The 13,950-nt window shown below is 65.7% G+C and carries 14 protein-coding genes; 11 read left to right on the top strand and 3 right to left on the bottom strand.

Annotated elements, in window-relative coordinates:
* Nucleotides 1–96: 96 nt before the first annotated feature.
* Nucleotides 97–579: a cupin domain-containing protein gene (locus EHH60_RS11205; RefSeq protein ID WP_124159532.1), complete on the bottom strand. Its 483-nt coding sequence runs from the start codon at nt 577–579 to the stop codon at nt 97–99.
* A 241-nt stretch (nt 580–820) separates the two neighbouring features.
* On the opposite strand from EHH60_RS11205, the gene EHH60_RS11200 reads away from it, so the two are divergent.
* Nucleotides 821–1,105: a hypothetical protein gene (locus tag EHH60_RS11200; protein WP_124159531.1), complete on the top strand. Its 285-nt coding sequence runs from the start codon at nt 821–823 to the stop codon at nt 1,103–1,105.
* Nucleotides 1,106–1,190: 85 nt separating this feature from the next.
* Entirely contained in the window at nt 1,191–1,907 is a 717-nt protein-coding gene (locus EHH60_RS11195) for a peroxiredoxin-like family protein (protein WP_124159530.1), read from the top strand.
* A gap of 185 nt (nt 1,908–2,092) precedes the next feature.
* Here the strand turns inward: EHH60_RS11195 and EHH60_RS11190 are convergent, their stop codons facing one another.
* On the bottom strand, nt 2,093–2,980 hold the full coding sequence (locus EHH60_RS11190) for a LysR family transcriptional regulator (RefSeq protein WP_199751409.1): 888 nt from the start codon (nt 2,978–2,980) through the stop codon (nt 2,093–2,095).
* 200 nt (nt 2,981–3,180) lie between these two features.
* On the opposite strand from EHH60_RS11190, the gene EHH60_RS11185 reads away from it, so the two are divergent.
* Together EHH60_RS11185 and EHH60_RS11180 are read left to right on the top strand one after the other, a co-directional pair.
* Nucleotides 3,181–4,317: a DUF3734 domain-containing protein gene (locus EHH60_RS11185; RefSeq protein ID WP_124159528.1), complete on the top strand. Its 1,137-nt coding sequence runs from the start codon at nt 3,181–3,183 to the stop codon at nt 4,315–4,317.
* A gap of 90 nt (nt 4,318–4,407) precedes the next feature.
* The gene (locus tag EHH60_RS11180) at nt 4,408–5,352 is read left to right on the top strand and encodes an oxygenase MpaB family protein (protein WP_199751408.1); all 945 of its coding nucleotides are present in this window, start codon (nt 4,408–4,410) and stop codon (nt 5,350–5,352) included.
* A gap of 291 nt (nt 5,353–5,643) precedes the next feature.
* Here EHH60_RS11180 and glgA read toward each other — a convergent pair whose 3' ends face one another.
* Entirely contained in the window at nt 5,644–7,059 is a 1,416-nt protein-coding gene (glgA, locus tag EHH60_RS11175; RefSeq protein ID WP_124159527.1) for a glycogen synthase GlgA, read from the bottom strand.
* A gap of 192 nt (nt 7,060–7,251) precedes the next feature.
* Here glgA and EHH60_RS11170 point away from each other — a divergent pair, with 192 nt between their 5' ends.
* The 7 genes from EHH60_RS11170 to EHH60_RS11145 all read left to right on the top strand — a co-directional run bounded on the left by EHH60_RS11170 (nt 7,252) and on the right by EHH60_RS11145 (nt 13,888).
* On the top strand, nt 7,252–8,448 hold the full coding sequence (locus EHH60_RS11170) for a CaiB/BaiF CoA transferase family protein (RefSeq protein WP_124159526.1): 1,197 nt from the start codon (nt 7,252–7,254) through the stop codon (nt 8,446–8,448).
* Nucleotides 8,449–8,579: 131 nt separating this feature from the next.
* Entirely contained in the window at nt 8,580–9,362 is a 783-nt protein-coding gene (locus EHH60_RS38535; RefSeq protein WP_283811819.1) for an ABC transporter substrate-binding protein, read from the top strand.
* The gene (locus EHH60_RS11165; RefSeq protein WP_283811818.1) at nt 9,272–10,114 is read left to right on the top strand and encodes an ABC transporter substrate-binding protein; all 843 of its coding nucleotides are present in this window, start codon (nt 9,272–9,274) and stop codon (nt 10,112–10,114) included. The genes EHH60_RS38535 and EHH60_RS11165 overlap by 91 nt, the downstream gene beginning before the upstream one ends.
* A gap of 7 nt (nt 10,115–10,121) precedes the next feature.
* Nucleotides 10,122–11,072 carry an ABC transporter permease gene (locus tag EHH60_RS11160; RefSeq protein WP_124159525.1) on the top strand — a complete coding sequence of 317 codons (951 nt, stop codon included), beginning with the start codon at nt 10,122–10,124 and terminating at the stop codon, nt 11,070–11,072.
* Nucleotides 11,059–11,931: an ABC transporter permease gene (locus EHH60_RS11155; protein WP_124159524.1), complete on the top strand. Its 873-nt coding sequence runs from the start codon at nt 11,059–11,061 to the stop codon at nt 11,929–11,931. The genes EHH60_RS11160 and EHH60_RS11155 overlap by 14 nt, the downstream gene beginning before the upstream one ends.
* Nucleotides 11,928–12,920 carry an ABC transporter ATP-binding protein gene (locus EHH60_RS11150; protein WP_124159523.1) on the top strand — a complete coding sequence of 331 codons (993 nt, stop codon included), beginning with the start codon at nt 11,928–11,930 and terminating at the stop codon, nt 12,918–12,920. The genes EHH60_RS11155 and EHH60_RS11150 overlap by 4 nt, the downstream gene beginning before the upstream one ends.
* On the top strand, nt 12,917–13,888 hold the full coding sequence (locus tag EHH60_RS11145) for an ABC transporter ATP-binding protein (protein ID WP_124159522.1): 972 nt from the start codon (nt 12,917–12,919) through the stop codon (nt 13,886–13,888). The genes EHH60_RS11150 and EHH60_RS11145 overlap by 4 nt, the downstream gene beginning before the upstream one ends.
* Nucleotides 13,889–13,950: the final 62 nt, after the last annotated feature.

Genomic DNA, 13,950 nt, shown 5'->3' with positions numbered 1-13,950 from the left:
TTGTCCTGTGAGGAATGTGGCGCCCGGCATGCGGGGCGGCATGGGGGATCCCGGGCGCCACACCGGTAACGAGTGCGCTGGGGCTGGAGGCGCTCGTTACATGTGATGGTCGTTGGGGTCCTTGCGGACGTCGCCGACATAGAGAATGACGGTCTCCTTGCCGAGATTCTTCCACCAATGCGAGGTGCCGTAGACTTCGGAGCGGATGTCGCCGGCCCTGTGCACGATCGGATCGACGCAATTGGAGGCGTATTCGACGATCTCGCCCTGCTGCACGAAGATCAGGGCGGGGCGATCGTCATGGCTGTGCCAGGGCACGATGCCGCCGGGCGCGATGGTCAGCTTGCGGAAGCGCAGCTCGCGGCCCTCGATATGCGCCGGCTGCTTGCCGAGGTCGATCGCTCCGAGCGTGACATCGGTCACGCCGACCGCTTTGTGGTCGACCATCTGTTGTGCGTTCGGCTTGATCTTGCCGGCCGGGCATTCGCCGGCGAATACCGGCTGCGCCGAAAGTGTCAGCGCGCCGATCATTGCAAGGCCTGGCAAGGTCAGGCGCGACAGAGCGTGGCTCGTGGACATGGGGAGGTCTTCTCCTGTGTTGGCCGCAACCTCGCTGGTCGCCGGCTGTGGCAGCAGCTTCTTCGAGCCACGCCTCGTCCTGAAATGCCCTTTCGCTCTCGCTGCAATAGCTCGGCGCTATGCCGATAGGCGGCGGCTATCGAACTGATTGTGGATCGGCATTTCCGCTCGCGCGGCTTCCACCGTTCGATGGCAAGGCGCCCGATTGGCGGGCGTTCACGTCAATCCGGAGGAGCATCCCATGACAAGACTGTCCAAGACCCTGATCGCCACCGCCGCGTTCGCGGTCATCGCCACATCGGCGCTCTCGGAGGGCGCCTGGGATTTCAAGGCCGGCATGGCGTACGTCTATGGCGGGCCCGGCAAGATGTCGGCGATGGCGATGGCGGCCGCCGAGAAGAACCACGAGGCCATGATGAAGCACGCGAAGAAGGTACCCGAGAATACGGTCTTCTTCATGGACAACGGCACGCTGTACTCCGCTTCGGGTCGGCTCGATCCCACCGGCAACTTCTACGTGAACTGAACCGATCCCGGCATCGCGGCCGCCCCTTGCGGGCGGCCGAACCGGGAAACTAGTATTCACCCCAAGGGAATGCCGGAGCAGAAAGATGACGTCTCTCTCGCCAGCCGACGCCGAACAGCTCAGGCTCGCCTTCCAGCGCTGCCGCGACATGGATGGCACCCTGAACGAACAGCTCCGCGCCTATGCCGATGCCAGCCGCGAGGTCTTCCCGGCCTATGGTGAGGCGGTCGATCGCCTGGTGGCGCGGTTGGACCGAAACGGCGGTGGCGGGACCGCGCCGCGCCCGGGCGATGCAATGCCGCCGTTCATGCTGCCTGACGAGGGCGGGCGTCTCGTCGCGCTGCCCGCGCTGCTGGAGCGCGGTCCGCTCGCCGTGATGTTCTTCCGCGGCCATTGGTGCCCCTATTGCCGGCTCAATGTCCGCGCCGTCGTCCAGGCGCTCGACCGCATTAAGGCCATGGGCGCGCAGGTGGTCGCGATCATGCCGGAGACGCAGGAATATACCGGGCAGCTCAAGGCCGAATCCGGCGCGCCGTTTCCGATCCTGACCGATCTCGACAACGGCTACGCGCTGTCGCTCAATCTCGCGATCTGGCTCGGCGCCGAGATTCAGCAACTGCTGTCCTATCAGGACATGGCGAAATTCCACGGCAATGACGGCTGGATACTGCCGATCCCGGCCGTGTTCGTCGTCGGCCGCGACGGCATCGTGAAAGCCCGCTTCGTCGATCCGGATTTTCGCAAGCGCATGGAGATCGACGACCTGATCGAAGCGCTGGAGAGCGCGAGCCGGGAGCGCTGAGGCGCGCACTTTTCTCCACCCTCTTCCCTTGTGGGAGAGGGTGGCTCGCCGCGAAGCGGCGAGACGGGTGAGGGGTCTCCATGCTCACGGACGCTAGCGCGATTGGAGAGAGCCCCTCATCCGGCGCTCCGCGCCACCTCCTCCCGCGAGGGGAGAAGGAAGAGCGCCGGCGAGCATTCGCAATATTACCCCGCGATCTCCCGCCAGTCTGCGCCGCGCAGCATGCGCATCACGGCATTGCCTACGGCCGTGCGTTGCCGGCCCGCGACCCCATATAGGTTGACGGTCCGGCGCGCATCCAGCCCTGCCACTGCGGCGCGCGTCAGCCGCTCCGGCACAGGCGAGGTGTGCGGCACCATGGCGACGCCGATGTCGGCCTCGACCAGCTCGATCAGATCGCGCTCGTTCAAGACCTCGTGGCCATGTTCGATGTCGATGCCGTGTTCGCGCAGGCTCGCGGAGATGCGGCGCGCGTGTTCGCAGAAGGTGCGGCTCAGCAACTGCTCGGATCGCAGATCGTCCAGATCGACGCTGACGCGGCCGGCCAGCCGGTGTCCATCGCCGACCACGAGCTCGAAATTCTCGGTGAACAGCGGCCAGACGTCGAGGCGCTCCCAGGCCTCGTCGATCTCGGCGGCGATGCCGAGCTCGGCTTCGCCCTTCTTCAGGAAATCGCCGACCTCGCGGTTCGAGCCGCGCAGGAAGCGGAATTCGAGCCGGTTGAACTGCCGCTTGATCTCGTTGAGATGCGGAATGAGCAGGGCGAGGTCGATCGAATGCGTCAGCGCGATGCGGAGCGCACCGATCTCGCCGCTTTTGAACGAGGAGGCGAGCGAACGTGCGCCGGCGGCGGCGTCATAGCATTGCTTCAGAAGCGGATGCATTCGCTGGCCGAGCTCGGTCAATTGCGCCGCCGGCCGTTCGCGGCGGAACAGGTCGCCGCCGAGCTCGGCTTCGAGCTGCTTGATCGCGCGCGTCAGCGACGGCTGCGTGACGTTGCACTCCTCGGCCGCGCGCGTGAAATTCAAGAGCTGCGCCACCGCGAGGAAATAGCGGACCTGGTGCATTTCCATGGATCGGCTCCCAGCAGGTTTGCCTTCAAATCTAGCCGATCGAGGCGGGAAATGACATGCTCGGCGCGATAGCGCGGACGTATGGACTCGGAAGCCAACCGGCATTCCAAAAGGCCCCGCGATCTCCTAAAATGATCGCGCGTAACAACACCGCCGCGTCAGACGAAAATTCGACCGGTGCGGGCTCACAGGAGCGTAGCATGAAGGGCATCAAGGGCACAGCTGCCGATATCCCAGGTCAGGTCGTGCTGGTGCTCCAGGGCGGCGGTGCTCTCGGCTCCTATCAGGCGGGCGTCTACCAGGCGCTGCATGAGTCCGGCATAGAGCCGGACTGGGTCATCGGCACCTCGATCGGCGCCATCAATGCGAGCCTGATTGCGGGCAACGCGGCGGAGCAGCGGCTCGCGCGGTTGAGGGAGTTCTGGAAGCGGATGGAGCAGAAGCCGGTCTGGGACTGGCGCACCGGATTTCCCGGCTTCAACGAGAAGCTGGCCTATTGGTCGACCGTGACCCACGGCATTCCAGGCTTCTTCCGTCCCAATGCGCTGGCGCATGCCGGAGATTCCTTTCCGCTGGGAGCCGATCACGCGGGCTATTATTCGACCGCGCCGCTTGAGAAGACGCTGAGCGAGCTTGTCGATTTCGACCTGGCCAATCGCTGCGCGCCGCGCCTGACGGTCGGTGCGGCTCATGTCGGTACCAGCGAAATGCGCTATTTCGACAGCCGCGACGGCGAGCTGACGGTGAAGCATGTGATGGCCTCGGGCGCGTTGCCGCCGGCTTTCCCCGCCGTGCGCATCGACGGCGAACTCTATTGGGACGGCGGCATCCTGTCGAACACGCCGACGGAAGCGGTGTTCGACGACAATCCCCGCAGGGATTCGCTGATTTTCTCCGTGCATCTGTGGAATCCCGTCGGGCCCGAACCGAGCACGATGGCGGAGGTGCTGAACCGGCACAAGGACGTGCAATATTCCAGCCGCATCGCGAGCCAGATCGTGCGACAGCAGCAGGCCCATCGCCTGCGCCATGTGATCAACCAGCTTGCGGCACGGCTACCCGAGAGCGAGCGCAACGACCCCGCCGTGCGTGAGCTGATGAGCTACGGCTGTCCGACGCGCATGCATGTGGTGCGGCTGCTCGCGCCGCAGCTCGAGCGCGAGACGCATACCAAGGATATCGACTTCAGCCCGTCCGGGATCACGCGGCGGTGGCACGCCGGCTATGCTCATACGAAGGCGGTGCTGGCGCGCAAGCCCTGGATCGGCGAATTCGATCCGCTCGCCGGCGTGGTGCTGCACGAGCATATGGACGAGATGCCGATGGCGGCCGAGTGAGGCCTTGTTCGTCATTGCCTTGCACGACGACGATTTCGCAGGCGCGCGGTCCGGAGTATGGTCGCCGTGTCGTCGTCGCGAGGCCTGCAATTGGTCGCTGAGAAAGATCTGGAGGAGTCGCTCGATACGCTGCGTGCGAACGCGGCGGGACCGGTCGCGGGCGTGTTCGGTCCGGACTCGCTGACCTGGCAGATCGACCGGGAGGCCGTGATCTTTCTCGGTGCCGGCCGTGCGCTGCTGCTGCAGCTGGCCCATCCATGGGTGGCGGCAGCGATCGCCGAGCATTCGCGCACCCTTGCCGATCCGATCGGCCGCTTCCATCGCACCTTCGACATCGTCTTCACGATGGTGTTCGGCTCGCTGGACCGGGCGCTGCTGTCGTCCCGGCAGCTGTATCGGCGTCACAGCATGATCGTCGGCGAGATGCCCGAGACCGTGGGTCCGTTCGCGGCCGGCTCGCGCTACTGCGCCAACGACATCCCCGCGCTGCGCTGGGTCCATGCGACGCTGGTCGAGACGGCGCTCATGGCACATGATCTGGTGCTGCCGCCACTCACGGCGGAGGAGCGCGATCGCTATTGGAGCGAGGCCAGGCTGTACGGCGCCCTGTTCGGATTGACGGGGGATGATTTGCCGGCGGACTGGTCCGGCTTCGTTGCCTACACCACGGCAATGGCGCAGTCGGAGACGCTGACCGTCGGCCCTGCGGCGCGCGAGATCGCCGCACAGATATTCAGCGGCGCCCGTCCGTGGTTGCGGCCACCGCAATGGTATCGCGCGCTCACCGCGAGGATGCTGCCCGAGCGCCTGCGCGAAGGCTTCGGTTTCGAGCTCGACGAGCGCGCGATCCGATCCGCCGACAATGCACTGCGATGGATCAGGCGCGTCTATCCGAAATTGCCTGATCGGCTGCGCTATGTCGGCCCCTACCAGGAAGCACAGGCGCGGCTGCGGGGCGAGGCGTGGCCAGACTGGATGACCCGCTGTCTCAACCGCGCCTGGATCGGCCGGCCGCAGATGGATCAGCGTCGCTGAGCGCTCCCGGCGTGTCCCGGACAAGCTGTAACGCACAAGCGTTGCAGCGCAGAGCCGGGACCCATATGCCACGAACCCAGTCGAGACATGGGCCCCGGCTCAGCAGCGCACCACGTCGCGAGACGACGCGCTGCGCTGCGTCCGGGGCACGGGAGCGGAGTGGGGCGCGCGACTTTATCGGTCTGTCATTGCGAGCGCAGCGAAGCAATCCAGACTGCCGCCGCGGAAAGATTCTGGATTGCTTCGTCGCTTCGCTCCTCGCAATGACGGAGAATGAGGAAACGCTCGGGATCACACCGACGCCAGCTTGCGATATAGCGCGCTGTAGCTGCCGGCCGAGATGCTCCAGGAGAACGATCGTCCCATGGCGCTGCGGCGCATGGTATCGAGCTGGTCGTGCGCCATGAAGGCGGAGAAGGCCCGGCGGACGCCGCCGAGGAAGGATTCGCGCGAGGGTTTCGAGAACAGGAATCCGGTCTCGCCGTCGGTGATGGTCTCGGCGAGACCGCCGGTCTGGTGCCCGATCGGCAGCGAGCCGAAGCGCTGGGCATACATCTGGCTGAGGCCGCACGGCTCGAAGCGCGACGGCATCAGCGTGAAATCGCTGCCGGCGAAGATGCGGCGAGCTTGGGCGTCGTTGAAGCCGATCACGACGCCGATGGCATCGGGGCGGCGGCGATGCGCGTCGATCAGGGCCTGCTCGAGCGCCGGCTCGCCCGAGCCGATGACAACGATCTGCCCGCCGGCGTCGACGATCTCGTCTGCCGTCGACAGCACGAGGTCGATGCCCTTCTGGTGCACGAGCCGTGCGACGATGCCGAACATCGGGCCGCGCGAGACCGCAAGCCCGAACTGCTTGCGCACGTAATCCGCATTGGCCTTCTTGCCGGCCCAGTCGCCGGCGCCGAACTGCTGGGCGAGCTGGGCGCAGGAGCGCGGATCCCAGCTCTCGTCGATGCCGTTGAGGATGCCGGTCAGCTCGGCCGCATCGGAGCGGATGCGAAGCAGGCCCTCCAGGCCGCAGCCGAATTCGGCCGTGGTGATCTCCCGCGCATAGGTGCCGCTGACGGTGGTGAGGTGCGAGGCGTAGACCAGCCCGGCCTTGAGGAAGGAGACCTGGTCGTAGAACTCGACGCCGTCGATGTGGAAGGAGCTCTCCGGTGCGCCGATCCGCCGCAGCGAGTCCTTCGGGAAGAGGCCCTGATAGGCGAGGTTATGAATGGTCAGGATCGACGGCAGCTTGGCGCCGCGCCAGGCAAGGTACGCCGGTACGAGCGAGGCCTGCCAGTCATTGGCATGGATCAGGTCTGCTGCCCAATTCTTGTCCAGCTTGCCCATGGCGAGCTCAGCCGCCGCCGAGGCAAATCGCGCGAAGCGGATGTCGTTGTCGGGCCAGTCGCGTCCGGACTCGTCGCCATAGGGATTGCCGGGCCTGTCGTAGAGCTGCGAGCACAACAGCACATAGACCGGCAGCCCGTCCTTGGTCGCGGCCCGGCCGAGCGAGCAGGCCGGCATCTCCGCGAATGCAGGACAGCGGCCAACGATCTGGATATGCGCGAGTTGCTCGATGATGTCGCGATAGCCGGGCAGCATGATCCGGATATCGGCGAAGGAGCGAAGCGCACGGGGAAGAGCGGCGGAAACGGCGCCCAGTCCGCCAACGCGGACGAAGTCATCCAACTCTGTGGTGACGAACAAGACCCTCAAGAACAGCTGCCCTCTTCCGATCCCGCTTGCTGCTATGCAAGAACGGGTCCAGTTGTCCTGGAATTCCCGAGCCCGCCCACGCGACGCGTCCGTCCGGTAAACACTTTCCTAATCGGCCGCCGCCCTCTAGGGTCGCCGCATCAACAACAAAGCACTTCGTTGGTTCCTACGAGACCCAAGGCGTGAGCAGGCATGCAGCTATCAGATAAGCATGAGGGGACGTTGACAAAAGTCATGGCCGGCTTGCGGGTCCTGGACTTCTCGACCACCATCGCCGGGCCCCATTGCACGCGGATGCTCGCCGACATGGGCGCCGAGGTCATCAAGATCGAGACCGACGGCGGAGAGACGATGCGGACCCGGCCGCCGCTGCGCAAGGGGTGCAGCACCGTGTTCGGCCAGCTCAATGTCGGCAAGAAGAGCGTGGTCCTCGACCTCAAGTCCGAGGACGGCAGGGAGGCGGTGAGCCGGCTGGCCGCGACGGCCGACATTCTGGTGGAGAATTTCCGCCCTGGCGTGATGCACCGGCTGCGGCTCGACTACGACAGGCTGTATCAGGTCAACCCGAGGCTGATCTACTGCTCGATCTCCGGCTACGGCCAGACCGGTCCCTCGGCCGAGCTGCCGGCCTACGCCCCCGTGATCCACGCGGCTTCCGGTTACGACATGGCGCATCTGGCCTACCAGCCAGGCCGCAGCCGTCCCGATTATTGCGGCATCTACCATGCCGACGTCGTCACCGGCATCTACGGCTTCGGCGCGATTGCCTCGGCACTCTATCAGCGCACGGTCACCGGGCTTGGCCAGCACATCGACGTCTCCATGCTGGAATCGATGCTGACCTTGACGGTGATCGAACTGCAGAGCGCGCAATTCGCGGTGAAGCCGCCGCCGCGCCCGATGTTCGGTCCGACCGAGACGGCCAACGGCTACGTCATGATCACGGTCGCCAGCGAGAAGACGTTTCAGGGATTGATGGGCGTGATCGGACGCCCCGAATGGATCGCCGATCCGCGCTTTGCCACCTACGCCGCGCGCCGCGAGAACTGGGCAGACTTGATGGACGGGGTCGAAGTCTGGTCGCGTCAGCTCACGACCGATGCATGCCTGCTCGCGCTTGGTGCTGCCGGCGTGCCGGCCTCGGCCTATCGCACCGTGTCCGAGGCGCTGGCCGATCCGCAGCTCGCGCATCGGCAGGCGCTCTCCGAAGTGCAGGACGACGGTGGCTCCTTCCGGGTGCTCAATCTTCCGTTCCGGATGTCCGGCGCCGATACCACACCGGGCAAGACGGTCGCCGCGCTTGGCGAGCACACGGATGCGCTGCGCGACGAGATCGGCCTCGCAGGCGATGGACAAATTCCGCCAGGCAAAACAGCCGCGACATATTGAGCAACATCGCCGCCGCGTGCGGCGTTTGAACTCCCGTGCGTTCCTCTTGCGGTGGCGAGCATTTGTCGCCAATCTCGCCCTCAAGTCGTTCGACGATCCGAAACATCGGACGCGGGATCCCGGGAGGAACCATGACGAACATTGCTGCCGCAGTGCGCAAGCACGTGCCGATTCTCCTCGTTGCGGCGTTTGCACTGGCCGGGCCCGCCCAGGCTCAGAAGCCGGGTGGCAGCATCACGGTCGGCCAGGAGCTGGATATCCCGGGCTTCGATCCCCTCAAGGTCGGTGTCTACGACACCTCCACCTTCACCGCGGCCGCGGCGATCTTCGACACGCTGACCACGCTTAACGACAAGGGCGAGGCCGCGCCAAAGCTCGCGGTGTCCTGGACCCATTCCGACGATTACATGACCTGGACCTTCAAGCTGCGCGAGGGTGTGAAATTCCACGACGGCACGCCGTTCAACGCGCAAGCCTTCAAGGAGAATTTCGACCGGCAGAAGGATCCCGCCAACAAGTGCCGCTGCGCTTTCTACATCACCAATGTCAAGGAGGTGCTGGCGCCGGACGAGTATACCGTCGTCTACAAGCTCACCGATCCCTCGGTGAACCTGCCCGCGGTGATCACCATCCAGAGCCAGAACAACGCGATCCACTCGCCGACCGCCTGGAAGACCAAGGGCGACGATTACAACCGCAATCCCGTCGGCACCGGTCCCTACATCCTGAAATCCTGGACCGCCGGCGACCGCATGGTGCTGGAGAAGAATCCCAACTACTGGGACAAGGGGCGCCCGTATCTCGACCGCATCGTCCTGAGCCGTTGCCCGACGCGCAGTCGCGCTTCGCCTCGCTGCAATCGGGCGAGGCCGACATCATCTGGGACGACGAGAACGACGCCGACAACATCATGAAGGCGCAGAAGGACCCCAAGCTCACCGTGCACACCTACAAGGGCTCGGGCGCGCAGGTCTATGCCTTCAACACCAAGGTGGCGCCGTTCGACGACGTCCGCGTGCGCCAGGCGCTGGTGATGGCGATCGACCGTCCGAAAATGTCACAGGCGATCAGCAACGGCCTCAGCCGGCCGGCGAGCAATCCTTACGGCGACGGCTCCTGGGTCAAGTGCAAGGACGACGGCGCGCTGCCGTTCGACGTCGAAAAGGCCAAGGCGCTGATCAAGGATTACGGCAAGCCGGTCGAGTTCAAGATGCTGGTGACCGCGACGCCGCGCGGCCGCATGATCGGCCAGGTGCTCCAGCAGTTCTGGAAGCGCGTCGGCGCCAACATGGAAATCGAGCAGGTCGACCAGGCCACCATTCCGTCGCGTGCCTTCACCCGCCAGTTCCAGCTCACGCCGTGGCGCATCGTCGATCTCGCCGATCCCGATCCGCAGATGTACGCGAACTTCCGCAGCGGCAGCCCGCTGGCGCTCTCCGGCTTCTCAAATCCCGAGCTCGACAAGCTTCTGGACCACGCGCGCGTCACCGCCGACCTCGGCCAGCGTACCGAGGACTACTGCGCCATCAGCCGCCTGATCAACAAGGAGGCGATCTGGTTCTGGACCTTCCAGAACACCTATTACGCGCTGTCGAGCGCCAAGCTGAAGGGCTTTCCGAAGATCTACAACGGCGTGATCGACGTCTCGAACACCTGGCTGGAATGACCACGCGATGCTGAACTTCGTCGCGCGGCGGCTTCTCGCCATCCTGCCGGTCCTGCTGGCCGTCTCGCTGCTCACCTTCCTGATCGCCTCGCTGCTGCCGGGCGATCTCGCCTTCGTCATCCTCGGCGACCAGGCGACGCCGGAGAATGTCGCGGCGCTGCGGCGTGACCTGGGGCTGGATCAGCCGCTGTGGTGGCGTTACCTGAGCTGGCTCGGCCACGTGTTGCAGGGCGATCTCGGCCGTTCGTTCCGGACCGGGCAGACGGTGTTGCAGGCGGTCGCCGAGCGCATCCCGGTCTCGCTGCAACTGATGCTGATGGCCGAATTCATCGGGCTCCTGATCGGTGTTCCCGTTGCGATCGCCTGCGCCGCGCGCGCCGGCAGTGCCTTCGACCGCTTCATGACCGGCAGCGCCTTCGCCATGCTGTCGATGCCTTCTTTTCTCACCGCGATCCTGCTGATCTATCTGTTCGCGGTCGAGCTGCACTGGCTGCCCGCGACCGGCTATGTGCCGTTCACCGAGGAGCCGCTGGCGAATCTGCGCTTCTTCGTGCTGCCGGCGCTGACGCTGGCGCTCGCGGAATGGCCGGGCATCATGCGGGTGCTGCGCTCCGACATGATCGCGACCCTGCAGGAGGATTATATCGCGCTCGCGAAATCAAAAGGCCTCAAGCCATCCCGCATCCTGTTCGTGCATGCGCTCAAGCCTTCGTCGCTGACCCTGGTGACGGTGACAGGCATCAATATCGGCCGCCTGCTCGGCGGCACGCTGATCGTCGAATCGATCTTCGCGCTGCCCGGCATCGGCCGGCTGCTGGTCGGGGCGATCTACACCCGCGACCTCGTCATCCTCCAGGGCGTGGTGCTGCTGGTCGCCTGCGGCTTCGTCATCGTCAATTTCATTGTCGACATGCTCTACGCCGTGCTCGATCCGAGGATCCGCCATGGCCACGCTTGAGCTGTCCATTCAGGACGAGGCAGCGTCCGCGCCCGTTCGCGGCGGGCGCAGGCTCGGCTTCCTGTTCTGGCTCGCGAGCGGCTGGCTCGCCATCATTCTCGCACTCGCAATCCTCGCGCCGGTGCTGCCGCTGCAGAACCCTGTAGACATGGACATGCTGGAGCGCCGCGCCGCGTTCTCTAGTGAGCACTGGCTCGGTACCGACGGGCTCGGCCGCGACGAGCTCGCCCGGCTGATCTTTGGCGCGCGGGTGTCGCTAACCGTGGGGCTCATTGCGCCAATGATCGGCCTCGTCCTCGGCGGTGCGCTCGGCCTGCTGGCAGGCTATTTCCGCGGCAGGTTCGAGACGCTGGTGGTCGGCAGCATGGACGTGCTGCTGGCCTTTCCGCCGCTGATCTTCGCGCTCGCCGTGACGGCCTATCTCGGCCAGTCCATCCCCAATCTCACCTTGATCCTTGGCGTGCTCGGCATTCCCGCCTTCATGCGGGTGGCGCGCGCGGCGACGCTGACCCTGGCGCGGCGCGAGTTCGTGATCGCCGCCGAGGCGCTCGGCGCCAGCCATGCGCGCATCCTCCTCCGCGAGCTGCTGCCGAACGTGATCCTGCCGCTGCTCGCCTTTTTCCTGCTCGGCGTTGCCGTCACCATCGTCGTCGAGGGCGCGCTGTCCTTCCTCGGTCTCGGCGTGCCGCCGCCGATGGCGAGCTGGGGCAGCATGATCGGCGAGGGGCGCGAGAGTCTCGACGTCGCGCCGCGGCTCGCCTTCCTGCCGGCGGCGGCCCTGTTTGTGACCGTGCTGGCCTTCAACCTGGTCGGCGACACCTTGCGGGCACTGACCGATCCGCGTCAGGGGGCATTGTGAGCGCGCTGCTGCTGACGATCGAGGACGTCGCGGTCGAGCTGCCGACTCCGCGCGGCAATTTGCGTGCTGTGGATCATGTCGATCTGTCGCTGGAGGCCGGCCGCACGCTCGGCATCGTCGGCGAATCCGGCTGCGGCAAGACCATGCTGTCGCGGGCGGTGCTTCAGCTGCTGCCGAAGAAGGCGAAGCTGACGGGGCGCGTGATGTTCGATGGTCAGGACCTGGTGCGGCTCGCGCCTGAAAGACTGCGTCGCCTGCGCGGGCGCGATCTCGCGGTCGTGTTCCAGGATCCCATGACCTCGCTCAATCCGGTACTGACCATCGGTACGCAATTGGTGGAGACGATACAGGAGCACCTGGAGCTGGATACCCCGGCGGCGCGCAAGCGCAGCATCGAACTGCTCGCGGCCGTCGGCATTCCCGCGCCGGAGCAGCGGCTTGCGCAATATCCGCACCAATGTTCCGGCGGCATGCGCCAGCGCATCGCGATCGCGATTGCATTGTCCTGCGAGCCGAAGCTGCTGATCGCGGACGAGCCCACCACCGCGCTCGACGTCACCATCCAGGCGCAGATACTCGATCTGCTCGCGCGCGAGCAGCGCCGCCGGCATATGGCCATGATCATCATCACCCATGATCTCGGTGTCGTCGCCGGCCGTGCCGACGAGGTCGCCGTGATGTATGCGGGCCGGGTGGTGGAGCGCGCGCCGACACAGGCGCTGTTCAGGCGCATGCACATGCCCTACACCGAGGCGCTGCTGGCCGCGATCCCGAAGCTGGAGACCGCGCCGCATACGCCGCTGCCTGCCATTTCCGGCCGGCCGCCCGATCCGACGCGGCCGCTTCGTGGCTGCTCCTTCGCGCCGCGCTGTCGTTATGCCGGGCCACGCTGTCACGAGGCCAAGCCGGAGTTGAAAGGCGCCGAGATGCCCGGGCACCTCTATGCCTGCTTCCATCCGATCCGAATGACGGAAAGGATCGGCGCATGATGCAGCTTGCCGTGCGCCCGGAGCCGCTTCTGAACGTCGACAATCTCGTCGTCGAATATGGTCTCGGCAACAAGACGGTGCACGCCGTCTCCGGTGTCAGCCTCAAGGTCGCACGCGGAGAGACGCTTGGCTTGGTCGGCGAATCCGGCTGCGGCAAGTCGACGCTCGGGCGCGCGGTGCTGCAGTTGCGCCGCGCCAAATCAGGTCGCGTGCTGTTCGACGGCGAGGACCTCACGGCCATGGAGGGCGAGGCGCTGCGAAAGATGCGCCGCCGCGTGCAGCTCATTTTCCAGGATCCGATTGCTTCCCTCAATCCGCGCCGTCGCATCGGCGACATCGTGGCCGAGCCGCTGATCATCTCCGGCATCAAGGACGCCGCCGAGCGCAAACGCAGGGTTCACGCGGTGCTTTCTGCGGTCGGGCTCGATCCTGATCTCGTGGCGAACCGCGTGCCGCACGAATTCTCCGGCGGCCAGTGCCAGCGCATCTGCATCGCGCGCTCGCTGGTGCTGAATCCGGAGTTCATCGTCTGCGACGAACCGGTCTCGGCGCTCGACGTCTCCATCCGCGCACAGATCCTCAACCTGCTGGAGGAGATGAAGGCGCGCTTCGGTTTGACGCTGCTGTTCATCGCCCACGACCTCGCCGTGGTCAAAGCGGTCAGCGACCGCGTCGCGGTGATGTATCTCGGCCGGCTCTGCGAGGTCGGTCCGTCGGAGCAGTTGTTCGCGAAGCCGGCGCATCCCTACACCGGCCTGTTGCTGCAGGCGATCCCGGTGCCAGATCCGGACGTACGTCCCGCCGAGAGCGTGGCGACCGGCGAGCCGCCATCACCGATTGCGCCACCGTCCGGCTGCCGCTTCCGCACCCGCTGCCCGCGGGCCGATCAGCGATGCAGCGCGGAGATACCGGAGTTGCGCGAGATCGCACCCGGCCAGTTCGCCGCTTGCCATCATCCGCTGGCCTGAACTAAGACCGCTCCCGGGTTTGTCTCGTCTCGCCGGTCATGGCATGCTGCGCAGGAACGAGA

Origin of the sequence: Bradyrhizobium sp. RP6 (assembly GCF_003837805.1) — a bacterium.
GTDB lineage: Bacteria > Pseudomonadota > Alphaproteobacteria > Rhizobiales > Xanthobacteraceae > Bradyrhizobium.
The sequence above is the reverse complement of the archived record's forward strand: the minus strand, read 5'-3'. Positions and strand labels throughout refer to the sequence as shown.